The sequence below is a fragment of the Aquimarina sp. AD1 genome (assembly GCF_003443695.1).
GTDB classification, from domain to species: Bacteria; Bacteroidota; Bacteroidia; order Flavobacteriales; family Flavobacteriaceae; genus Aquimarina; species Aquimarina latercula.
In genome coordinates this window covers 2755028-2778295 of record NZ_CP031966.1, presented here as the reverse complement: position 1 = coordinate 2778295, position 23268 = coordinate 2755028, and the positions used below count along the sequence as shown (strand labels likewise).

Below are 23268 nucleotides of genomic sequence, written 5' to 3'. Positions count from 1 at the left end.
AAAACTATGTTTAATGGCTGAATCTTTATTATTTATACCAGATATATCTGGATATACAAAATTTGTTCAAAATACAGAAATAGAGCACAGTCAACATGTGATTGCAGAGTTGTTAGAGGTTTTGATTAAGGCTAATACTCAAAATTTAAAGTTAGCCGAAGTTGAAGGAGATGCACTTTTTTTTTATAAAGAGGGCGTGGTTCTTTCTCAGGAGAAGTTATTGGCGCAGATAGAAACAATGTTTACGTCTTTTTATAGTCATCTTAAGGTGTTAGAAAAAAATAGAATCTGCCCATGTAATGCGTGTGCAACAGCACCAGATCTTCAGTTAAAAATTATTGCACATTCTGGAGAATTACAATTCATAACGGTTCAAGGTAAACGAAAGCCTTTTGGGCAGATAGTGATAGAGGCACATAGATTACTTAAGAATTCGATTTCTAGTAATAATTATGCTTTGTTAAGTGAAGACTTGTCTAAAGTGATTGGGATTTCTAATAAATATAAAAGCCAACTTTTTAATTTTTCGAAATATGAGGATGTTTATGATGAGAAAAACATTAAATATTTGTTCTCAGAGATAGATAAAGAAGATTTAAAGCTTACTTCATATGAAACTCCGTATGAAGTACATTTTGATAAATCGCCAATATTGGAGATTCAAAAAGAGTATAGTGTTTCTGCAGGAGAATTGTTAGAGTACATTACTAATTATAGTTATCGACATCATTGGGTAAAAGGAGTTAATGAATTCGTTTACAATCCAGACGAAGTAACTCGTTTAGGTACAGAACATGTGTGTGTTATAGATGGTAAACGATTAAATTTTACTACAGTAACGAAATCTGTAGAGTCTGATAGGTTAATTTACGGAGAGCATACTACGGATATTCCCGTGATTGATGGGATGTATCAGTTTTATACACTTGTTACTACTTCTGAAAATTCTTGTAAATTGATTTTGGAATTGTATCCAGAAGCAAAGTCAATTTTTAAAAAAATTATGCTGTATTTAGTTATGAAGAGATCGTTCCGAAAATCAATAAAAGAATCTCTAGATAATCTAGAGGTGTATGTAAATAATAAATAGTATAACGTTATTCTTTTATTTAATTATATCGAGAATACGTTCGAGTTGCATTCCGCGAGATCCTTTGATTAAAATAGCATCTTTAATATCAGAAAAAGATTCATTTTCTTTTAATGTTTCAAAAGATCTATATTTTCTTACCCGCACATCCTTTATAGATGTTTCGAAAAAGTTATTGCCGATTAAATAAATTGTGTCAAAAGATGTTTTAGTTGCTTTTTCCGCAATTTTTTCGTGTTCAGCAGCAGCAGAATCTCCAAGTTCAAACATGTCACCAAGAAACACAGTTTTGTTGTTGTAATCTAAGTTATGGAAATTGTCTATAGCGACACTCATACTTGATGGGTTGGCGTTATAGGCATCTAATATGATAGTTAATTCTTCTTTATTAATTATTTGCGATCTATTATTAGATGGAATGTAAGATTCAATTGCAGTTTTGATTTTTTCAGGATTTATTTTAAAATAAAAACCAATAGCTATTGCTGCTGAGATATTTGTAAAATTATACGCACCGATTAAATTACTGTGGATATTTTGATTTTTGCACAATACATTAACCATCGGGTCAACGTCATCTAGTTGTATGGTGATATCACTTTCTTGTTTTTGAGAGAATGTGTATACTTTGATTCCTTCTGCCGCTTTAGAAAGCTTAGTGTCTTCTGTGTTTAAAAAAACAGTTTTATTATATTTTTTTAAATGTCGATAAAGCTCAGTTTTGCCTTTTAATACACCTTCTAAGCTTCCGAATCCTTCCAGATGTGCTTTTCCTATGTTTGTTATATAGCCGAAATCTGGTAGAGCAATATTGCATAAGAATTCAATTTCCTTTTGATGATTTGCGCCCATCTCTACAATTCCAATTTCGGTATTTTCGTTCATTGACAATAGGGTCAATGGAACACCTATATGGTTATTTAAATTTCCTAAAGTAGCAGTTGTTTGGTAGTTAGAAGATAGGACACAATTAATTAACTCTTTAGTAGTGGTTTTTCCATTACTTCCTGTGAGCGCTATAATTGGAATTTTTAGATGTTTTCGATGATGTGTAGCTAGGCTTTGTAGCGCTTTAAGCGTGTCTTTAACTAGTATATATTGATCTGATATGGCAAATTTTTCATCATCAATTACAGCGTATAACGCACCCTTATCAATTGCTTGTTTGGCATAAGTGTTACCATCAAAATTGCCGCCTTTTAAAGCAAAAAATATACTGTTTTTTTTGATTTTCCTAGTATCGGTAGAAATACCATCACTTTTTAAAAATAATTCATGTAGCCTTGTAATATCCATGTATTATAGTTGTATTAAAAAGCCCTGTGCATATTGACAGGGCTTTATTTTATAACGAACTGATAAATTTTAATTTATCTCGGTGCTCTATGTTTTGGTGTCTTTTTGTTTTTGGCTTTTTCACCAACACGTGACATTGCATTTCTAAACCCGATATAATCGGTTGCCATATCCTGAGGGAAGAATCTTCTCTGTGCAGGATCTAACCAATATGCTCTGTCTTTCCAAGAACCACCTTTGTATACTCTTACTTCTTCACTTACAATCGTAGTTCTCTTACTAGACTCATCATATCTTCTATCTAGTTTTGTACTATCGGCTGCACTTGGCTCAACACTATGGATTGGAGAGTTATACATCCTTCTGTTAGGAATGTTTTCGTCTTGGAAACCTTCGTAGTATCTAGAAGAGCTTTTGTCACCATCTCTAAAGTTACGGTTGTCACTTTGAGTAAAGTTAGTTCTTAAATATGTTTCATTTTCATCAACAGGAGTTTGTAAAATACCTCCTGGTAATACTCTTGCCACAATTTTACCATTACTTAATGTGTCATAAATAATAGAATCTGTAGTAACAATCTTAACAGTTCCGTCAGGATTGATTGCGTTTTTAGTATAAACGTTACCTCTATAGTAGTTAAAGTCATTATACTCATCATCTACAATTGGTCTGTATACATCAGCTACCCATTCTGCAACGTTACCAGCCATATCATAAAGACCATAATCATTAGGGTCATAAGATGCTACTGGAGCGGTAATATCAGCACCATCATCACTCCATCCTGCAATACCACCGTAGTCACCATCACCTTGCTTAAAGTTAGCTAATTGATCTCCACGAGTTCTTCTTTTTCCAGAACGTGTGTATTGACCATCCCAAGGGTATTTCTTTCTACCTCTGTAGATGTTGTAACTTCTAAGTTCAACTAAACCTAAAGCAGCATATTCCCACTCAGCTTCGGTTGGTAGTCTATATTTAGGTAAAAGTAATCCGTCTTTACGTTGGATATATAAACCTGTAGAGTCATTTCTTTTTTCGTAATCTTCCGATTTTTTTCCACCTCTTGTAGCTTCGTCGTTTCCTCCATATGTTTGTGAAGGAGCGTTTAAATAGGTGTCAGTGTTAAATGTACTTTCTGCAGAAACATCTTCGAAAGGTGCATTTTCTTTAATTACTCTTTCTTCTTCAAGAATTCTTTCATTCACACGGTCAGTTCTCCATTTACTGAACTCAACAGCTTGAATCCAATTAACACCAACTACTGGATAATTGGCATATGCTGGGTGACGAAGATAATTATTCGTCATCATTTCGTTAAAACCTAGACGGTTTCTCCAAACCAATGTATCTGGCAATGCTCCGTGATAAATATTTTTATATTTTGGCTCGGTTGGAGGATATACGCCTTTCAACCAATCAAGATATTCTAGATACATAACATTGGTAACCTCAGTCTCATCCATATAAAAGGACTGTACGTGTTGTTGTGTCGGAGTATTATTCCAGTCATGCATCACATCATCCTGAACTCGTCCCATGGTGAAGGTTCCACCTTCAACAAAAACTAATCCTGGACCTGTTTCTTGTTCTTTATAATTAGTGTTTACTTGGAATCCACCATCCTTGGAGTTGTATTTCCAGCCAGTGGCTCTAGAACTGTTGCCATAATCTGTCTTGTTACAGCTGAACAGTAAGATACTAATGGTAAGGGCCATTAGCGACTTAAAAACTAACGCGTTTTTCATAATTTTAAGTTCGTTAAAGTAGAAATTAGGGCTTGCAATATAATAATTAACGTTAAATTTACCCTAATATTTTTAAAATAATATCAAATCGCGAAAAATTTATGTTTTTACGATTGACTTTGGTTTAACGCAATATTTTGGTGTTTATTATTATTTTTGAAGAAAAACCATAATTTGGAAAACACTAAAACTGTGTTAAACCCGTTATACGCTATGATGAAGAAAATTATATTTTTTTGCGCTTTACTTATTTCTGCATTTATTTCGGCGCAGAAGACAGTACATGTTGATATTGTCTGGAAAAATGTAGAGATGAATACTTCTAGTACTTCTTTCGCAGTTCCGGGGTTTGATGAAGAAAATTTTGAATTTCAAGACGATATTGGAGTCAGATATACCAAATTTTGGGAAGAATCGTCAGAAATTAATTCAAGAACTGCGAGAATTGAAAATGTTGTTTATAAAACTATTTCCAGAGCAGATCTAAAAGATCTTAGTGTTAGTTTAATTCCTAAGGAACTTACATATGATATTCAATCTATAAAAGCGAGAAATAAGAAAACCGGTTTTATAAGTCTTTTACCTATAGTTAAAAATGGCAATGCTTTTAAAAAAGTTGTTTCTTTTGATATTGTTTATCAAACCACAACTAGCCGAGCAAATGCTAAAAGAGCTCCAATAAGTAATTCTGTTTTAGCAACAGGAGATTGGTTTCGATTTTATGTTGATAAAACGGGAGTTTTTAAAGTTACACCTGCTTTCTTAAGTAGCTTAGGTATGGATATTTCTTCGGTTAATCCAAATACGATAAAGATATATGGTAATGGAGGAAGAATGCTGCCTTTATTAAATGAAGAAAATACCGAGTTTGATTTAAGAGAGAATGCGATACAAATAGTAGGAGGGGAAGACGGTAATTTTTCTGGGGATGATTATATTTTATTCTATGGTGAAAATACAGAAGGATATAGTGAGGAAAATATAACGAATCTAAATTTGTACGCTGATAAGTCATATTATTATGTAACATCAGGAGGCTCTAATAGTAGACGTGTATCTAATTATAATGAACCTACTGCTGCAGCAGATATTCAGATTAATTCATTTACAGATTATCAATTTTATGAAATAGATGAATATAATATAGTAAAAGTTGGAAGGCGTTGGTTTGGTGATCGTTTTGATGTCCAAAATAATAGGGATTATAATTTTGACTTCCCAAATTTAATTTCGTCAGAACCTATTGAGTTAAGAGTTTATGGAGCAGCTACTTCTACTTCTGTGTCCAGTATGAATATAACTGTTAATGGTGGACAGGTTGGGATCTTAAGTTTTGGGCAAATTTCAGGGACATCTCTAGGTTCTCCGAGGAATATTACACAGGATGTTACTTCTGGTTCTGATCAAGTAACAGTTGGTTTAAGTTATAATAATAATGGTAATCCTTCTGCAATAGGTTATCTCGATTTTATAAGTCTTGAGGCTAACAGAGGGCTAATAGGTACTAATTCCCAAATGCCATTCTTCTATAAAGATGCGCCTACCTTAGCAGGAATTGGACAATATAATATTTCGAATGCGTCTAGTATTTCTCAAGTATGGGATGTAACGAACCCCGAATTAATAAGTAGTATTGTTAATGGTAATGCATCATCTACCTTAAGTTTTAAAGCCACAATGGGCGAAACAAAGCAATATGTGGCAATTGTGCCAACAAATTATTACGACCCGCTATCAGATCAAACTGCAAGAGTTGATAATCAGGATATAAAAGGAACTATATTTCTAAATAATCAAGGGCAGTTTGAAGATGTTGATTATTTAATAGTTTCAAATAATGATTTATTACAATCTGCAAATAGGTTAGCTGATCATCATAGAACTTTAAATAATTATAATGTTAAGGTAGTAACACTTGATCAGATCTATCATGAATTTGGAAGTGGTAAACAAGATATAGCGGCAATACGAAACTTAGTGAGATATGTATACGATAATGCTTCTGATGCAAATGAGCGGTTAAAATATCTTTGTCTTTTTGGAGATGCATCAGTTGATTATAAAGGTTTATTGTTAAGAGAAAATTGTGCGGATAGCAATATAGTTCCAACTTTTCAGAGTTTGAGTAGTTTTTCTTTAGTAAGTTCTTTTGCTACAGATGACTTTTTTGGATCTATGGATCCAGCAGAAGGACAAATGTTATCAAGTGATCAATTAGATATTGCAGTCGGCAGAGTATTGGCTGATTCACCACAATTGGCAGATGCTATGGTCACTAAAATTATTGACTATAATAATGAACAGTCCTTTGGACGATGGAGAAATTCGGTACTACTAATTGCAGATGATGTTGATGTTGATTGGGAAGAAACTATCCAGAGAAATTTAGATGAGCTTGGCGATGATTTGGTTCAAAGAAAACCCTATTTAAACCTTACTAAAATATACGCTGATGCTTTTGAACAAGAATCTTCAGCATCCGGAAGTAGGTATCCTAAAGTGAATGAAGCTATTTCTAATGCAATAGAAAAAGGAGCTGTAGCTATTGATTATTTTGGGCACGGGGGAGAAGATGGATTGGCAAAAGAATTTATTTTTAATAAATCGGATGCTAGCGAATTAGCAAATACAAATAAGTATCCCGTTTTTATTACGGTTACTTGCGAGTTTACTAAGTTTGATAATCCTTGTAGAGATTCTGCTGGGGAGTTAACCTATTGGAATACCGGTGGTGGGGCAGTAGGTCTAATTAGTACGACAAGAGATGTAATTGTAACTTTCGGAATTTCGGTTAATGATAGATTGTCAGGATTTTTGTTTCCGGATACTTCTGATTACCCGACTATTGCGGAGGCTGTAAGGCAATTAAAAAATTCATATACTACCAATAGTAGAAGAGTAGTTTTCTTTTTTGGAGATCCTGCGATGAAAATGGCTATTCCTAAACCAAATATTCGTTTAACTAACATTAATGATGTTCCTATTACACAAGAAGTTGATACTCTTAAGGCACTAAGTAGAATAAAAATATCTGGAGAAGTAGTAAGTGAATCAGGAACTTTATTGTCTGACTATAATGGAGTGTTGTCTACTACAATATATGATAAAGAAGTAGATAGAGTTACGCTTGCTAATGATAATGTTAGAAATAGTGCTGGTGAAATTATTAAGTTAAATTATGAAACGTTAGGAGAGATTATATTTAGAGGGAAAGCATCTGTTACTAATGGTCTTTTTACTTTCGAGTTTATAGTGCCCAGAGATATAGGTATTCCAGTTGATACTGGAAGAATAAGTTTTTATGCTTCTAGAAATGGAGTTCTAGAGAATCAAACAGGAGTTGATCAAACAATTTTAGTAGGTGGTCTTAATGAAAATGCTCCCGAAGATAATGTAGGTCCTCAAATTCAGTTGTTTATGAATGATGAAAGTTTTGTTTCTGGTGGTGTAACTAATGATTCTCCGATACTTATTGCTAGATTACAAGATGAGAATGGTATAAATACTGCGAGTGGTATCGGTCACGATATTTCTGCTATATTAGATGGTGATGAAGCGAATCCATTTATTCTTAATGATTTTTATGAAACGGAAATAGATGATTTTACAAAGGGAATCGTTAATTTTAAATTTAGAGATTTAGAACCAGGATTGCATACGCTTACATTCAAAGGGTGGGATGTTTATAATAATTCTTCTACTCAAGAAATTCAATTTGTAGTGGCTGATGCTTCGGGTTTTACACTTAATAATGTTCTTAATTATCCAAACCCATTTGTAAGTCATACCGAATTTTGGTTTGAGCATTCTAGTGCTATTAATGATGTTTTAGAGGTTCAAATTCAGGTGTTTACTGTGTCCGGAAAAGTGATCTGGACAAACAATCAAACATTGTCCGGAAAAACAAGTTATAGAGAGGATATTCAATGGAACGGAAGAGATGATTTTGGGGATAAATTAGGAAAAGGAGTATATGTGTATAAGATATCTGTAAAATCAACGTTAACAAATCAACGGGTTGAGAAATTTGAAAAACTCGTAATATTATAATAACTAAATAACTATATATTTGTCAAAATCAATTTTCACATGAGAAAAATCATAATCCTTGGGTTTGTGTTTTTAACACTATCAAATTTTAAATTGAAGGCTCAAGACCAGAACCGAGCAATAACTACTGCTACACCATTTTTACTAATTGCTGCGGATGCAAGAGCAGCAGGTTTAGCTGATCAAGGAGTTGCAACTTCAGCGGATGCATTTTCACAACAATGGAATCCAGCTAAATATGCATTTGTTGCAAAACAACAAGGGGTAGGTATTAATTATACACCTTACTTAAGTAATCTAGTAGATGATATATTTTTAGGGAGTGTAAATTATTACAATCGTTTTGGACAGGATGGTAGAAGTGCTGTTGCTGCAAGTTTCAGATATTTCAGCTTAGGAGATATCGAATTTAGACAAGGTCCTAATGATGAGCCTAATGTTCAGAAACCTAATGAATTGACATTAGACGTTTCATATGCATTACAATTAAGTCCTACATTTTCTATGGGTATTGCAGGACGATATTTACGTTCTGATTTAAGATTGCAAGGTTTGGGAGCCGATGCAAGTGCTGCAGGAAGTTTTGGTGTAGATGTTGCTGCTTTTTATCGTAGTGAAGAGATTGCTTATAGCTCTTTTAATGGTAGATGGAGAGCTGGATTAAATATTTCTAATATTGGTCCTAAAATTAAATATGATGACGCGGGACAAGAAAACTTTATTCCTACTACATTTAGGTTAGGTGCAGGATTTGACTTCTTATTAGATGAGTACAATAGAATTACACCATCTTTAGAGTTTGCTAAATTATTAGTGCCTAGTCCACAGGATTTTGATGGAGATGGCGATATAGATGCAGAAGATAATGCAGAATATCAAGATATAAGTTCATTTGGAGCTATCTTTTCATCTTGGGGAGATGCTGATGGTGGTTTTAGCGAAGAATTAGAAGAATTTACCTGGTCTTTAGGAGCTGAGTACGTATATAAAGATGTGTTCTCTTTCAGAGGTGGGTATTTCAATGAAGCAGAAGAAAAAGGAGCGCGTAAGTTTGTATCTCTTGGACTTGGATTTAAATATACAATTGTAAATTTAGATGTTTCTTATTTATTCAATGCATCTTCTGTGCAGAGTCCGCTAGAAGGAACGCTTCGATTCGGTCTTTCATTTAATTTCGGAGAAGACTTTTACGATAGGTAATCGTAATGATATTCATACCTTAAAAAAGTATCAAGCTTTAATGTTTGATACTTTTTTTGTTTGTAGTACATTGTGAATACTTTATTAGAAGATAGTACTAGTATGTATACTATTGTAAATTTTTGATTGTGAAAGAAATAGAAATAAAATCGACATTGCAAGTGTATGATGCTCTAGAAGAGTTGCCTAAGGATGTTCAGGAATTGATGCAGCAGTCCTTTAAAATTAGAGATAAAGCATATGCTCCATATTCAGAGTTTTTAGTTGGAGCTGCTTTATTGTTAGAAAATGACGAAGTTGTTTTGGGTAATAATCAAGAAAATGCTTGTTATCCATCTGGTTTATGTGCGGAGCGTGTAGCGATATTTTCGGCGGGAGCAAACTTTCCAGGAGTTCCAATTTTAAGAATGGCGCTTTCTGCAAAATCTTTAAAACATCAATTGATTACACCTACTCCTCCTTGTGGTGCTTGTAGACAAGCTATAGCAGAATATGAATTAAATCAGAAGAAGCCAATTGAGATATATTTTATGGGAGAAACAGGAAAAGTAGTTAAATCTTACTCTTTAGCTAATTTATTACCACTTATTTTTGATAATTCGTATTTATAACGTTTTCGTTGATTTTTATCTAAAAACTGCTTTCTCCTTAGTAATGAATATATTATTTTTGTTTTTCGCTTAATTGAAAAATAAGCATAAAAACTCTGTAATTGTTAGAGAGGTCGGCTATAAAGCTGACTTAATTTTGAAATATCATTACATTTTAGATGAAAAAAGTAACTAAAGAAGTTTACCTGAAGTGGTATGAGGATATGCTTTTCTGGAGAAAGTTTGAAGACAAACTTGCTCAAGTTTATATCCAACAGAAAGTAAGAGGGTTTTTGCATTTATATAATGGCCAAGAAGCTATTTTAGCTGGTGCCCTACATGCAATGGACCTTACTAAAGATAGAATGATTACCGCGTATCGTAATCATGTTCAGCCTATCGGAATGGGAGTTGATCCTAAGCGAGTAATGGCAGAGTTGTATGGTAAAGGAACAGGGACATCTCAAGGAATGGGAGGATCTATGCATATCTTTTCTAAAGAACATAGATTTTATGGAGGACACGGTATCGTTGGTGGACAAATTCCTTTAGGAGCTGGTTTAGCTTTTGCAGATAAATATCACAAAAGAGACGCAGTTACTTTAACCTTTATGGGTGATGGAGCTACTCGTCAAGGTTCCCTTCACGAAGCTTTTAATTTAGCAATGTTATGGAATTTGCCTGTTGTTTTTTGTGTAGAAAATAACGGGTATGCTATGGGAACTTCGGTAGAAAGAACCGCAAACCATACTGATATATGGAAACTTGGTTTAGGATATGAAATGCCTTGCGGACCTGTAGATGCTATGAATCCTATAAAAGTTGCTGAGGCAATGGATGAGGCTATTACTCGTGCAAGAACAGGAGGAGGTCCAACTTTCTTAGAATTAAAGACATATCGTTACAGAGGTCACTCTATGAGTGATGCGCAGAAATATCGTACAAAAGAAGAGGTGGCGGAATATCAAAAAATAGATCCGATTACTCAGATATTGGATGTTATAAAAGATAAGAATTATGCTACGGATGAAGAAATAGCAGCTATTGACAAGGGAGTGAAAGCTAAGGTTGCAGAATGTCAGAAGTTTGCCGAAGAATCTCCATTTCCAGAAAAGAACTTGATGTACGATGTAGTATACGAGCAAGAAGATTATCCGTTTTTATCACACAAACCACAATAAATTATGGCTACAGTAATTAATATGCCGCGATTGAGCGATACTATGGAAGAGGGAGTAGTCGCGAAGTGGCTTGTTAAGAAAGGGGACAAAATTAGTGAAGGAGATATCCTTGCAGAAATTGAAACCGATAAAGCAACTATGGAATTTGAATCTTTTTATGAAGGAGTATTACTTCATATAGGGATTGAAGAGGGAGAGACAGCTCCAGTAGATCAACTTCTTGCGATTATAGGTGAAGAAGGAGAAGATATTTCTGGTTTATTAAAGGGTGATCAAGGATCACAAACAGAAACAGTAAAAGAAGATAAAGCTGAAGAAACGGCTCCAAGTGCTTCTGCAGCTCCTGCAATTCCAGAAGGAGTAGAAGTTATTACAATGCCTCGGCTTAGTGATACTATGGAAGAAGGTACTGTTGCTACTTGGCTTAAAAAAGTAGGAGATTCTGTAGAGGAAGGAGATATCCTTGCAGAAATTGAAACTGATAAAGCTACCATGGAGTTTGAATCTTTCTATAATGGTACCTTATTACATATAGGTATAGAAGAAGGACAAACTGCTCCTGTTGATCAATTATTAGCAATTATAGGTCCAGCTGGAACTGACGTTTCTGCTATAAAAGATGGAGGAGCTGTTGCGGCTTCTGCTTCAACAAAACCAGCGGATACTCCAACTCCTAAAAAAGAAGAAAAAGTAACTGTAGCTTCTTCATCAGGTAGCGAGTCATCTGGAGGAAGAATTTTTGCTTCTCCATTAGCTAAAAAAATAGCTGCAGATAAAGGAATTGATCTAGCGCAAGTAAAAGGTACTGGTGAGAATGGTAGAATTGTAAAGAAAGATGTAGAATCGTTTACACCTTCAGCTACAGAGAGTACTCCAGCTACTAGTGCTGCTGCTCCTGCAGTAAAAGCTTTTACTCCAGCAGGAGAAGAAAGTTTTGAAGAAGTTAAGAATTCTCAAATGCGAAAAGCAATTGCTAGAGGTCTTTCTGCTTCAAAATTTACTGCACCTCATTACTATCTTACTATAGAAGTTGATATGCAGAATGCAATGGCATCTAGAAAGCATATAAACGAATTACCAGATACTAAGGTGTCATTTAATGATATGGTAGTTAAGTCGTGCGCTATGGCGTTAAGAAAGCATCCACAAGTAAATACACAATGGTCTGATGATGTAACTAAATATGCTAAGCATATAAGTATCGGAGTTGCTGTTGCTGTGCCAGATGGATTGGTAGTTCCTGTACTACCTTTTACAGATCAGATGTCTCTTACACAAATAGGAGCAAATGTAAAGGAATTAGCAGTAAAAGCTAGAAATAAAAAGCTTACCCCTCAAGAAATGAGCGGAAGTACATTCACAGTTTCTAACTTAGGGATGTTTGGTATTCAGGAATTTACTTCTATAATTAATCAGCCTAATTCTGCAATATTATCTGTAGGTACGATAGTAGAAAAACCTGTAGTAAGGAATGGTGAGATTGTTGTTGGTAATACAATGAAAGTTACTTTAGCTTGTGATCACAGAACAGTTGATGGAGCGTCTGGGGCACAGTTTTTACAGACTTTAAAACAATACTTAGAAAATCCTGTAACTATGCTAGCATAGTTTAAAAAAGGATTATATATAATGTTTAAAATCCCACTTCTTTTGAAGCGGGATTTTTTTATATTTAAAAAATGAACAAGAGAGTTGAAAACCTACAATCATCCACATTATCCGATAAAACATTTTTGTTAAAAGAATATACTTTTGAGTATAAGCATACGAGTGCTCACACTCCAGAAAAACACCTTCGAGAAGTTTATGATCACGGTGATGGGGCTTCTGTTTTATTATATAACCTTGTAAAAAAAACAGTTGTGCTAACCCAGCAATTTAGGTTGCCGACTTTTTTAAATGGTAATACATCTGGGATGAATATAGAAGTTTGTGCAGGATCTTTGGATGGGGATACTCCAGAAGTTTGTGCAAAAAAAGAAGCGCTTGAAGAAACGGGTTATGCTATTAATTCTGTTGAAAAAGTATTTTCGGTATATGCATCGCCAGCGACAATGACGGAAATTGCGCACTTGTTTATTGCTGAGTATACAGATGAAATGAAAGTGGAAAATGGAGGTGGATTAGACAATGAAGAAGAATATATTGATGTACTAGAAATAGAGTTTATAAGGGCATTCGATATGATGCAAACTGGAGAAATTAAGGATGCAAGAACGGTTATGTTATTACAATTCCTGAAAATAAAAGGTATAATGGAATCTTAATAGGAGATCTCAGAGGGTACTTTTTAAGTATCTTTATCAAAAAATATTCATTTATATCGGAAAACAAAAAACATGAAACAGATATCACTTTTTATTATTACACTTTTATTTATAAACTGTAAAGAAGTAACTAGAGCACAATCATTAGCATCAAACGTTGCAGCTTCTGATGTGGAAAGTATTATGAATTTTTTAGCTAGTGATGAATTGGGAGGTAGAGATACTGGTTCTGAAGGGTTAGAGAAAGCGGCTAAATTTATAGAAGAGGAGTTCAAGAAATCTGGGATTGATCCATATTTTGATTCGTATTTAAATACGTTTGATGCTAAAGGGACCGAAACGTATAATGTGGTTGGTTATTTAAAAGGGACGGATCCTGATTTAGCAAAACAATTTGTAGTTATTGGGGCACATTTTGATCATATAGGAACAGGAAAAGAAGTAAATGGAGATGTAATTGCTAATGGAGCTAATGATAATGCTGCTGGAAGCACTGCTGTTATTTCACTAGCAAAACATTTTGCAAAAGCAAAAAGTAATAAACGTAGTATTTTATTTGTATTGTTTGGAGCAGAAGAAAGAGGTCTATTAGGTTCTAGTCATTTGGCAAAAGCTTTAAAAGATAAAAATCTTGACCTTTATACTATGGTAAATTTTGAAATGATAGGAGTACCATTAAATGATAAAAGTTATAAGGCTTACATTACTGGATACGAAATTTCTAATATGGCTGATAAAATGAATGAGTATTCAGGAAAAGAACTAATAGGTTTCTTGCCAAAAGCAAAAGAATTTCAATTGTTTAGAAGAAGTGATAATTATCCTTTTTATGAAAAGTTCAAAGTGCCTTGTCAAACGATTTCTACTTTTGATTTTACAAATTATGAGTATTATCACCACGTAGATGACGAGGTTTCCGAAATGAATTTTGAGTTTATGGCAGAATTAATAAATGACTGTATACCTGCTATAACAAAGATTCTGAATACATCAACAAAAGAAATTAAGTTAAATTAAAAAATTCAATCCTTTCGAGTTTTCAACACTCGAAAGGATTTTTTTATAAAATAACATGAAAAACATTATAATTACTGGGGCGAGCAGAGGAATAGGATATGAGATGGCTAAGTTGTTTGCAGATGAAGGACATCAAGTTTTGGCTTTATCTAGAAATGAGAAACCTATTACTGCTCTAAATCATAAAAACATCCATACTTTTTCTTTTGACTTATGTAACTCTTCGGATTTATATAAATTAAAAAATTATGTTACCGATTCTTGGAATCAGGTTGATATCTTGATTAATAATGCTGGTAAATTATTGAATAAACCTTTTGGTGAAATTTCTACTCAAGAATTTGAAGAAGTGTATAGAGTAAATGTTTTTGGTGTAGCAGAAATTACTAGACTTATGTTACCTCATATGACAAAAGGAAGTCATGTGGTTACAGTAAGTAGTATGGGTGGAATTCAGGGAAGTATGAAATTTCCTGGTTTGGCGGCATATAGTTCTAGTAAAGGAGCTGTTATTACACTAAGTGAGCTATTGGCCGAAGAGTATAAGGAAAGTGGTATAGCATTTAATGTTTTGGCTTTGGGAGCAGTACAGACAGAAATGTTAGAAGAAGCATTTCCTGGATACCAAGCACCGATTACGGCTATTGAAATGGCAAATTACATTAAAGATTTTTCGCTTACCGCTAATAAATTCTATAATGGTAAAGTATTACAGGTGTCTAGTAGTACACCCTGATTAACGAACTATTAAATATCGGTTAACTTAAGATATTTGTAAAATTGATGTACCGTTAGCACTTTCTTAAACTCTTCATTTTGGAAGTACACAATATTACTTAGGTCCTTTGTTTTTTCTTTTTCAGAGGCGTTTGATTGAATTACTTTATTTGCTTGGATGGAGTATTTTATAATGACTCTTTTAATACGATTGCTTGTATAATTACTAAGATTAAGTTCTTGTTGTAATAAAATGGTTCTTTGTTCTGCAAGATCAGCGAATAGTTTTCTTTCAGCTTTCAGTTCCTCTTTTGTTGGTTCAACAACTTCCAGATGATTTTGATTTTCATCTTGGTTTTCGTCTTCAATTTGAGTTTGCGCAATATTAGACGCACTGATGAAAAAAATAATTAAAATTGTAAAAACTCTCATAATACTCACTTTTAAATTTTCTTTAAGAAATGTTAAAAATAGGATGTCAAAAATATTAATTATTGATTAACAACAAGTTAAATGTAGTAAAAACTCGATAAATGTTAACGTTTTTTCGATCAAAAGCCCAAAAAACAAGGGTTTTGTTGCTAAAATAAGAAGGAAAAACCGTAAATAAGTACTAAGGAATTGTCTGTATTTTAATTTTTTGATGTTGTAATTCTTTCAAAATTAGCTTTTGAAGTTTTAAATTGTACACCGTCAATTATTGTAGTTGAGGTTGTTATATATGAAATAATCGTATCACTTTTTTTATTTGCAAAGTGTATTTCAGTAATTATTTTGGTAACAGAATCAGAGAGTATTTCTGGTTGTTCTAGAAATTTTATTTGCTGTATTTTTTCTTGATTTTCTAGCCCTAATGAAGATGTAGTGTCTTTCTCTATTTTAAATTCTGGATGATTCTTGATCAATGTTTGCTTGTCTATATGATCTTGCAGTTTCTCTTCAACTAAAATAATATAGGCGTCTTCTAGAGAAGTGGATGACGCTTCTTCTTCGGTATAAATATCTGTTTCCTCTACATTAACAGATTCCATACTTTTATTAGAATTGTTAGCACAACTAGCAATTATAATTAATAATAGAATGTATGCAAACTGTTTCATGATTTAACTCTGAATTTTAGTTTAACAATTTGTCCCTTTATCCTTTTGGATTCTATAATTTCAATATTTTTTAGACTTTTTGTTGGTGTTGTAAGTTTTGTGATAAATTCATTTTTTGAATATACTTCTATTCCTAAACCTGAAGGTAATACCTGAAATATAATTGCGTTATCAGCAATCATTTTTGATAATTCATTTTTTCTGTTTTTCCAGTCTTCGAGTCTTCCATTAGCATAATAATGTAACATTAATGCATAATCGTCCGTACTTACTTGGATGTTTTCGTTAGTAATCTTAGCTGTACTTCTAAAGATGGTATCCGTCTTATGATATGGTGATTTAATTACAAAACGAATAAAATCATCTTTTGTACTCCACCTAAAACACCCCAAACTATCACTTTTAGTATAGAAGGGTGATTGTTTGTTATTTAATACAATGATGTCAATAGGTGTGTTGATAATCGGTTTGTTTCTATCTTGATCAATGAAGCAAAAAGTAAACGTATGATTTCTTGGAATAAGGAAATAAGCGGAGGTGATAAATAACACTCCGAGTAATAAAAAAACAAGCCATTTTGGTTTTAGTTTTTTCTTTTCTAGAATTTTGTTTTGTGGAATTGAAGATTTAAAATGAACCCAATTTTTATAACCACAGTATTCAGATAACATATTAAGTACATCTACACGTGGTAATTTTTCGGTAGTGTTTTTAAAATAACTGTAGAAAGATTTTTCACTAATACTTCCTTTTACCTGTTTTCGTAAATCCTCCTGAAACAATATAATATCTTGCCCTTTCCATAGAGAGATATCATCGCTTGAGGCATTATTTTTCTTTAAAAACTGCTGAGTAGCTGCTTTTTTCAGATGAGAGAATGCTATGTGTTCTTCGCGAGTGATGAGTTTATTATTTTGATTGTCAGGTTGTTATTTTTTGTAAAATAGTTTACAATTGTTTTACAAAGGTAATACAAGAATACTCTTTGGAGTGATACTATGTTTGTTTTCAGTTTAACAAGGTAAAAACAATAAATATGAAAACAAATATTTTAAAATTAATTAGAAATGTAATTGGGGTAGGTTGTTTGGTAATCAGTTTTTCCTGCTCGCAAGCAGAAAAAAGTTACTCAACAGCTACAGAAAATATCGTAATGGAAGATACTGGAGAGACGCCGGCTTTAAACGCATTCGAAACAGAAGATGAAATCAAAATAAAAAATGAAACAGAAAACGCAAATAATAGACTTAAGATTATTAAAAATGCAAGTTGCCGTATTAAAGTGAGTAGCGTAGAAGAAGTAACTACGCTTTCTAAAAAGATAGCAGCAAAATATAATGGGTATGTGTCTGATGAGCGTTTTACAAATACTAATTATTCTAAAGAAAATAGATTTACGATTAGAATTCCTCAGGATAAATTTGATGAAGTACTAGATAGTATTTGTGCTTTAGCGGAGTTTGTGGATCATAAAAATATATCTACTGTTGATGTTACTGAAGAGTATATAGATATAAACTCTAGGTTGAAAACCAAATTAGAGGTAAAGCAGCGTTATGAAACAATTCTTAGAACAAAAGCTAAAAATGTAGAAGATATTTTACTAACCGAAGATAAATTAAGGGAGCTTCAAGAAGAGATTGATGCGGCTAAAGGTAGATTGAAGTACCTGTCTAATAAAGTATCATTTAGTACTATCCAATTAGATATGTATGAAACTGTGCTTCCTAAAGATGAACCAAAAAAATATGTAAAAAGCTTTATAGATAGAGCAGAGGATGGATTGTCTTTTGGTTGGAATCTGTTACAACACCTTTTTTTAGTGCTTTTTTATGTTTGGCCACTATTGCTATTGGGAGTATTGATTCTAATCTATTACAAATGGATTAGAAAATAGCAATTCGCTTTTTTTAAAATAGTATAAATATCAATAACAAAACACTAAAGCATTCAGCAATAGCAGCAATCGAGTAATATTATCATGTAACAAGCTCTATTGTGGTATTATGTTTGTTTCAGTATTCAGTGTAACAAAACTAAATAGTATGAAAACAATGAGTATTAGAAAAAGCAGATTATGGATGGCAGGGCTATCCATATTATTGATCATTTCTTGTGATCCTAAAACAAAAACACCTGCCGCATTACCAGACATTAAAAAGGAAAATAATGTAATTGTGGAAGAAGATAATGTTCCACCTATTTTGAAGGAGGAGGTTTTTGAAGAAGAGTTTATGGTTGAAGATATAGAAGTTCCAGAGATAGAAGAAGCAGAGGAACCAGTGGCATTTATGATGGAAGTGGTAAATGATGAGGTCATTATGAAAAGTCCTAGTAGTTTTATTAAGGAAACCAATAATGAATCATATGCAGAGGTAGTGGAGAATACATTTAAAAGGACAAGTTTGGCTCCGCTGTCTACATTTTCCATTGATGTAGATAAAGCTTCTTATAGTAATATCCGTAGAATGATTAATAATGGCGAAATAATTCCAGAAGATGCGGTAAAACTAGAAGAAATGATAAATTATTTTAAGTATGATTATAGGCAGCCATCGGATCAGCATCCTTTTGGGATTCATACAGAATCAGGAAGTACTCCTTGGAATGAAAATACCCAGTTGGTCAAAATTGGGTTAAAAGGCAAAGAAATACCTGCAGAAAGTTTTCCTGCTTCCAATTTAGTCTTTTTAATAGATGTTTCGGGATCCATGAATGATGCTAATAAGCTTCCATTGCTTAAAAAAGCTTTTAAATTATTAGTAAATCAATTAAGAGAAAAAGATAAAGTTTCTATAGTGGTATATGCCGGTGCAGCTGGAGTTGTTTTAAAACCTACATCTGGTAATAATAGTGAAAAAATACTGGACGCACTGAAGAATTTAGAAGCAGGAGGCTCTACAGCAGGAGGAGAAGGTATTAAACTTGCCTATACAATTGCAGAAAAACATTTTATAAAAAACGGGAACAACAGAGTTATTTTAGCAACTGATGGTGATTTTAATGTTGGCATACGAAGTGATAAAGGGATGAAGGAATTAATCGAAGAAAAACGAGCGTCTGGAGTATTTTTAACTTGTTTAGGGTTTGGAATGGGGAATTATAAGCATAGTAAATTAGAAACTTTGGCAGACACAGGTAATGGTAATCATGCATATATCGATTCTATGCAAGAAGCGCAAAGAGTATTAGGTACTGAATTTGGAGGAACATTATATACGATCGCAAAAGATGTGAAAATTCAAGTAGAATTTAATCCCGGTAAAGTAAAAGCGTATCGCTTGATCGGTTATGAAAATAGATTGTTAAACGATGAGGATTTTATCGATGATACGAAAGATGCAGGAGAGTTGGGTAGTGGTCATACCGTCACAGCACTGTATGAAATTATTCCTTCAGGAGTAAAAAGTAAATATCTTGGAGAAATTTCTGATTTAAAATATACTGGTAAAACAAATAATACAGAATTTGGAGATGAGCTATTAACTGTAAAGTTTAGATACAAAAAGCCAAAGGAAAGTAGAAGTATAGAAATAGTTCATATACATAAAACGGGAGACAATGATCTAGTGTCAGGTGATTTTAGATTTGCAGCTTCTGTAGCTTGGTACGGAATGATTTTGAAAAATTCAAAATATATACAGAATCAAAATGTTGAGGATGTGGTCTCTTTAGCAAGAAATAGTAGAGGGAATGATGAACAAGGATATCGAGCAGAGTTTATACGATTAATGAATAGTTATGATAAAGTGAATTAATGCTATTTGATAAGAATTCTTTAGTAAGCGCATCCTTCTGATGCGCTTATTTTTGTATTTTGCGACAATGAAGGAAATCTTGGCAAGATATATCCCTGAAAGAGCTATAGAACCCGCTTTCGATTTGATTGTTAGGTGTAATGTTCATCTTAAAATTGTTAATGAGCGAGCTTCGCGTCATGGGGATTACCGTAAAATGCCAGATGGTAGACATTTGATAACTGTAAACGCTTCTTTGAATACATATCGTTTTCTAATTACTTTAATTCACGAAATCGGTCATTTAGTAGCTTTCGAGAAGTATGGTCGCAATATTAAACCTCATGGAATAGAATGGAAAAGAACTTTTCAGCAACTCATGTTACCATATATTAATCCTGATGTCTTTCCTTCTAAATTATTACCTGTTATCGCAAATCATTTTAAGAATCCAAGAGCAAGTAGTGATACCGACGAAAAATTATCACTTGCGTTAAAACAATATGACCCAGAGAATGATAAAAATTATATCTTTGAAATACCGTTAGGAAGTCGATTTAGGTTATATAATGGAAAGATTTTCCAAAGAGGAAATAAAAGAGTTAAACGTTACGAATGTGTCGAACTAAGCACAGGCAGGGTATACCTGTTTAACCCCAATGCAGAAGTCGAATTATTAAATTAATTATGGAAAAAAATTATTATGCTATTTTAATGGCTGGGGGAGTTGGGTCTAGATTTTGGCCCGTTAGCACAACAGAGTTTCCAAAGCAATTTCACGATATGCTTGGAACTGGAGAAACTCTGATCCAAAGAACATTTAGTAGACTATCAAAGATTATCCCGAAGGAGAACATTTTTATATTGACCAATGAAAGATATAATGATTTGGTTTTAGAACAATTACCTGAAGCAGCACAGCGACAGGTTGTAACTGAACCTGCGATGCGTAATACAGCTCCTTGTATATTATATGCGGCTTTAAAAATACAGAAAGAAAATTCGGATGCAGTTATGGTAGTAGCACCGAGTGATCATTGGATTGAAGATGAAGATGCATTTGCACAAAATTTAAAGCAAAGTTTCGAGGCATGTTTGAAAAATGATATCTTAATGACCTTAGGTATACAGCCTACTTTTCCAAATACAGGCTATGGTTATATACAGTACAATGAAGAAACAACTGCAATAAAAAAAGTAGCTCAATTTACAGAAAAACCAAATTACGAAACGGCTAAAAAATTCTTGGATCAAGGGAATTATCTATGGAATGCTGGGATCTTTATCTGGAGTGCTAAAAGTATCGTGAATGCCTTTGCTAAGTTTCAAAAAGAGATGACAGCATTATTCGAAAAAGGAATAGAAGTGTATAATACATCCGAAGAAAGTAGTTTTATAGAAAAAAATTATCCGTTAGCCGAGAATATTTCTATTGACTATGCTATTTTAGAACATGCAGAAAATGTATATGTGTTACCAGCTACTTTTGATTGGAATGATTTAGGTACTTGGGGATCTTTATATGATAAATTGGATAAGACAGAAGCTAAGAATGCGGTTGTAAATGCCAGAGTTTTATCAGAAGATTCTTCAGGAAATATGATTAGAACTTCTGGGGATAAAATCGTCGTTGTCGATGGTTTAGAAGATTATATTATAGTGGATAAAGATGAAGTTTTATTGATTTATCCTAAGAAAAAAGAACAGGATATTAAACAAGTTCTTAAAAAAGTAAAAGATACATACGGAGAAAAATACGGATAATATTGATGGAAGAAAATACACAAAATCCTCAGGGGAAGTCTCAAGATGAAAAGGTAGAAGAACAAAAGCAAGCGGTAAAAAAAGATGCCAAAGGATTGTTTCGTAGTGGTTCTACTTTTTTGAAAGAGTTGTTAGATTTTCGTCATGATACTGATAGAGAGAGTACCATAGAGTTGATAAAAGCAGATATACCTTTTAAAGGGGCTACTGCTTGGATTTTGATATGTTCTATATTTATTGCTTCTATTGGTTTAAATGCAAATTCAATTCCCGTAGTAATAGGAGCGATGTTAATATCACCGTTAATGGGGCCTATTTTAGGAATAGGAATGTCTATTGCTGTCAATGATATAGACACTTTAAGAAAGTCTTTGGTTAATTTCACCGTTATGGTGGTTCTTAGTATTCTTACGGCCTGGTTGTTTTTCTTTTTATTTCCATTAAAAGTTGAATCTTCAGAATTATTAGCTAGAACTAAACCTGATATAAGAGATGTATTGATTGCCTTTTTTGGAGGGTTAGCATTAATTATTGCTAGAACAAAAAAAGGAACTATTGCTAGTGTGATATTTGGTGTGGCAATTGCTACAGCTTTAATGCCACCGTTATGTACTGTTGGTTTTGGACTGGCTATTGGTAAGTATGAATATGCTTTGGGAGCGATGTTTTTATTTACTATTAATACTATTTTTATCGCTTTGGCAACATTTATTGTTCTAAAGCTATTAAGGTTTCCAATGCTTCGATATGCGAATTCTGCAAAACGTAAATTGATTGCTAGATTAGTTTCTTTTACGGCAGTGTTAGTCATGATACCGGCTATCTATACTTTTGTTATTACGTTAAATCAAAGCAAGATGGAAGGAGATTATGATCGTTTTATATCAGAAGAAATTGATGAAAATCCAGATTTATATCTGAGAAAACCAATACCTGATTATGATAAAAAGACAATCAAACTTTTCTTTGATGGTGAGATAACTGAAGCTACCAAAAGTGATCTCGAAAATGAAATTCTTATGTATGAAAATATAAGTGATTTTGAACTAATAATAAGAGGTAATAAAGCTAGAGGAATAGATCAAATTTCTAAAGCAAATGATCGGTATATTGTAGAGTTAAATCGATTAGAAACTGAAAATGAAACGCTATTAGATAAAGTTGAAGATCTAAAGATTCGATTGGCACTAATGGAAACTCAATTAGCCGAAGCTCAAAAAGTTATTCCTGTAGATATATTACCTTATAATAACATTGCAAAAGACGCTAAAATTCGTTTCCCTGATTTGTTACAATTAGGATATGGTGAAGTTTTACAGTCTAATTTCTTAAAAGTGGATACGGTAAAAGTAATTTTTCCACAGTGGAAATTCCAGGTGTCCGACAGTCTTCACGAGGTTAGGAATAAAGATTTAAGAGAGTGGATAACTGGAGAGTTAAAAGCCGATACGTTGTTGGTAAAGTAATTTTATTAGTTTGATTTTGATCGTGTGTTATGAATTTTAGTAAAG

At 33.1% G+C, this 23268-nt stretch carries 19 protein-coding genes; 14 read left to right on the top strand and 5 right to left on the bottom strand.

The genetic code is table 11. The features are described 5' to 3' along the window. The first annotated feature begins 13 nt into the window (after positions 1-13). The gene (locus tag D1815_RS12390) at positions 14-1090 is read left to right on the top strand and encodes a DUF2652 domain-containing protein (RefSeq protein ID WP_118387295.1); all 1077 of its coding nucleotides are present in this window, start codon (positions 14-16) and stop codon (positions 1088-1090) included. A gap of 15 nt (positions 1091-1105) precedes the next feature. On the opposite strand, the gene murF is transcribed toward D1815_RS12390, so the two are convergent. Together murF and gldJ are read right to left on the bottom strand one after the other, a co-directional pair. Further along, the gene (gene murF / locus D1815_RS12385; RefSeq protein ID WP_118387293.1) at positions 1106-2386 is read right to left on the bottom strand and encodes a UDP-N-acetylmuramoyl-tripeptide--D-alanyl-D-alanine ligase; all 1281 of its coding nucleotides are present in this window, start codon (positions 2384-2386) and stop codon (positions 1106-1108) included. A 74-nt stretch (positions 2387-2460) separates the two neighbouring features. Beyond that, positions 2461-4134 (bottom strand): gliding motility lipoprotein GldJ, encoded by a 1674-nt coding sequence (gene gldJ, locus D1815_RS12380; RefSeq protein ID WP_027392664.1) that lies wholly within the window; start codon positions 4132-4134, stop codon positions 2461-2463. 216 nt (positions 4135-4350) lie between these two features. Here gldJ and porU point away from each other — a divergent pair, with 216 nt between their 5' ends. The 8 genes from porU (at position 4351) to D1815_RS12340 (ending at position 15175) form a co-directional block, all read left to right on the top strand. Next, positions 4351-8184: a type IX secretion system sortase PorU gene (porU, locus tag D1815_RS12375; RefSeq protein ID WP_118387291.1), complete on the top strand. Its 3834-nt coding sequence runs from the start codon at positions 4351-4353 to the stop codon at positions 8182-8184. A gap of 39 nt (positions 8185-8223) precedes the next feature. Then, positions 8224-9384: a type IX secretion system outer membrane channel protein PorV gene (gene porV, locus D1815_RS12370; protein ID WP_027392662.1), complete on the top strand. Its 1161-nt coding sequence runs from the start codon at positions 8224-8226 to the stop codon at positions 9382-9384. Positions 9385-9512: 128 nt separating this feature from the next. Continuing rightward, a complete protein-coding gene (locus tag D1815_RS12365) occupies positions 9513-9995 on the top strand; it encodes a cytidine deaminase (RefSeq protein WP_118387289.1) in 483 nt (160 codons plus the stop codon). 158 nt (positions 9996-10153) lie between these two features. Next, positions 10154-11155, top strand: a complete 1002-nt coding sequence (gene pdhA, locus D1815_RS12360; RefSeq protein ID WP_118387287.1) for a pyruvate dehydrogenase (acetyl-transferring) E1 component subunit alpha — start codon at positions 10154-10156, stop codon at positions 11153-11155. Positions 11156-11158: 3 nt separating this feature from the next. Continuing rightward, positions 11159-12763 (top strand): pyruvate dehydrogenase complex dihydrolipoamide acetyltransferase, encoded by a 1605-nt coding sequence (locus tag D1815_RS12355; protein WP_027392659.1) that lies wholly within the window; start codon positions 11159-11161, stop codon positions 12761-12763. Positions 12764-12834: 71 nt separating this feature from the next. After that, a complete protein-coding gene (locus D1815_RS12350) occupies positions 12835-13422 on the top strand; it encodes an NUDIX domain-containing protein (protein ID WP_118387285.1) in 588 nt (195 codons plus the stop codon). A 72-nt stretch (positions 13423-13494) separates the two neighbouring features. Then, positions 13495-14439 carry a M20/M25/M40 family metallo-hydrolase gene (locus D1815_RS12345; RefSeq protein ID WP_118387283.1) on the top strand — a complete coding sequence of 315 codons (945 nt, stop codon included), beginning with the start codon at positions 13495-13497 and terminating at the stop codon, positions 14437-14439. A gap of 55 nt (positions 14440-14494) precedes the next feature. Beyond that, a complete protein-coding gene (locus D1815_RS12340; RefSeq protein ID WP_027392656.1) occupies positions 14495-15175 on the top strand; it encodes an SDR family oxidoreductase in 681 nt (226 codons plus the stop codon). An 11-nt stretch (positions 15176-15186) separates the two neighbouring features. Here D1815_RS12340 and D1815_RS12335 read toward each other — a convergent pair whose 3' ends face one another. The 3 genes from D1815_RS12335 to D1815_RS12325 form a co-directional block, all read right to left on the bottom strand. Then, complete coding sequence (locus tag D1815_RS12335) at positions 15187-15588, bottom strand: hypothetical protein (RefSeq protein ID WP_027392649.1); 402 nt, start codon at positions 15586-15588, stop codon at positions 15187-15189. A 200-nt stretch (positions 15589-15788) separates the two neighbouring features. After that, entirely contained in the window at positions 15789-16256 is a 468-nt protein-coding gene (locus D1815_RS12330; protein WP_118387281.1) for a hypothetical protein, read from the bottom strand. Then, on the bottom strand, positions 16253-17038 hold the full coding sequence (locus D1815_RS12325; protein WP_118387279.1) for a hypothetical protein: 786 nt from the start codon (positions 17036-17038) through the stop codon (positions 16253-16255). Before D1815_RS12325 ends, D1815_RS12330 begins: the two co-directional genes overlap by 4 nt. 254 nt (positions 17039-17292) lie before the next feature. Between D1815_RS12325 and D1815_RS12320 the strand changes: the two genes are divergently transcribed. The 5 genes from D1815_RS12320 (at position 17293) to D1815_RS12300 (ending at position 23223) form a co-directional block, all read left to right on the top strand. After that, positions 17293-18153, top strand: coding sequence for a DUF4349 domain-containing protein (locus D1815_RS12320; RefSeq protein WP_118387277.1), 861 nt, complete (start codon positions 17293-17295; stop codon positions 18151-18153). Between the two features lie 148 nt (positions 18154-18301). Continuing rightward, positions 18302-20014 (top strand): VWA domain-containing protein, encoded by a 1713-nt coding sequence (locus D1815_RS12315; protein WP_233557480.1) that lies wholly within the window; start codon positions 18302-18304, stop codon positions 20012-20014. Positions 20015-20081: 67 nt separating this feature from the next. After that, positions 20082-20678, top strand: coding sequence for a SprT-like domain-containing protein (locus D1815_RS12310; RefSeq protein WP_027392645.1), 597 nt, complete (start codon positions 20082-20084; stop codon positions 20676-20678). A 2-nt stretch (positions 20679-20680) separates the two neighbouring features. After that, complete coding sequence (locus D1815_RS12305) at positions 20681-21757, top strand: mannose-1-phosphate guanylyltransferase (protein WP_118387273.1); 1077 nt, start codon at positions 20681-20683, stop codon at positions 21755-21757. Positions 21758-21762: 5 nt separating this feature from the next. Continuing rightward, positions 21763-23223 (top strand): DUF389 domain-containing protein, encoded by a 1461-nt coding sequence (locus tag D1815_RS12300; RefSeq protein ID WP_118387271.1) that lies wholly within the window; start codon positions 21763-21765, stop codon positions 23221-23223. Positions 23224-23268: the final 45 nt, after the last annotated feature.

What these genes read in the sequence shown, in the direction of transcription:
- D1815_RS12390 (WP_118387295.1), top strand. Translation starts at nt 14, where the DNA reads ATGGCTGAATCTTTATTATTTATACCAGATATATCTGGATATACAAAA.
- murF (WP_118387293.1), bottom strand. Translation starts at nt 2,386, where the DNA reads ATGGATATTACAAGGCTACATGAATTATTTTTAAAAAGTGATGGTATT.
- gldJ (WP_027392664.1), bottom strand. Translation starts at nt 4,134, where the DNA reads ATGAAAAACGCGTTAGTTTTTAAGTCGCTAATGGCCCTTACCATTAGT.
- porU (WP_118387291.1), top strand. Translation starts at nt 4,351, where the DNA reads ATGAAGAAAATTATATTTTTTTGCGCTTTACTTATTTCTGCATTTATT.
- porV (WP_027392662.1), top strand. Translation starts at nt 8,224, where the DNA reads ATGAGAAAAATCATAATCCTTGGGTTTGTGTTTTTAACACTATCAAAT.
- pdhA (WP_118387287.1), top strand. Translation starts at nt 10,154, where the DNA reads ATGAAAAAAGTAACTAAAGAAGTTTACCTGAAGTGGTATGAGGATATG.
- D1815_RS12355 (WP_027392659.1), top strand. Translation starts at nt 11,159, where the DNA reads ATGGCTACAGTAATTAATATGCCGCGATTGAGCGATACTATGGAAGAG.
- D1815_RS12350 (WP_118387285.1), top strand. Translation starts at nt 12,835, where the DNA reads ATGAACAAGAGAGTTGAAAACCTACAATCATCCACATTATCCGATAAA.
- D1815_RS12345 (WP_118387283.1), top strand. Translation starts at nt 13,495, where the DNA reads ATGAAACAGATATCACTTTTTATTATTACACTTTTATTTATAAACTGT.
- D1815_RS12340 (WP_027392656.1), top strand. Translation starts at nt 14,495, where the DNA reads ATGAAAAACATTATAATTACTGGGGCGAGCAGAGGAATAGGATATGAG.
- D1815_RS12335 (WP_027392649.1), bottom strand. Translation starts at nt 15,588, where the DNA reads ATGAGAGTTTTTACAATTTTAATTATTTTTTTCATCAGTGCGTCTAAT.
- D1815_RS12330 (WP_118387281.1), bottom strand. Translation starts at nt 16,256, where the DNA reads ATGAAACAGTTTGCATACATTCTATTATTAATTATAATTGCTAGTTGT.
- D1815_RS12320 (WP_118387277.1), top strand. Translation starts at nt 17,293, where the DNA reads ATGAAAACAAATATTTTAAAATTAATTAGAAATGTAATTGGGGTAGGT.
- D1815_RS12315 (WP_233557480.1), top strand. Translation starts at nt 18,302, where the DNA reads ATGAAAACAATGAGTATTAGAAAAAGCAGATTATGGATGGCAGGGCTA.
- D1815_RS12310 (WP_027392645.1), top strand. Translation starts at nt 20,082, where the DNA reads ATGAAGGAAATCTTGGCAAGATATATCCCTGAAAGAGCTATAGAACCC.
- D1815_RS12305 (WP_118387273.1), top strand. Translation starts at nt 20,681, where the DNA reads ATGGAAAAAAATTATTATGCTATTTTAATGGCTGGGGGAGTTGGGTCT.
- D1815_RS12300 (WP_118387271.1), top strand. Translation starts at nt 21,763, where the DNA reads ATGGAAGAAAATACACAAAATCCTCAGGGGAAGTCTCAAGATGAAAAG.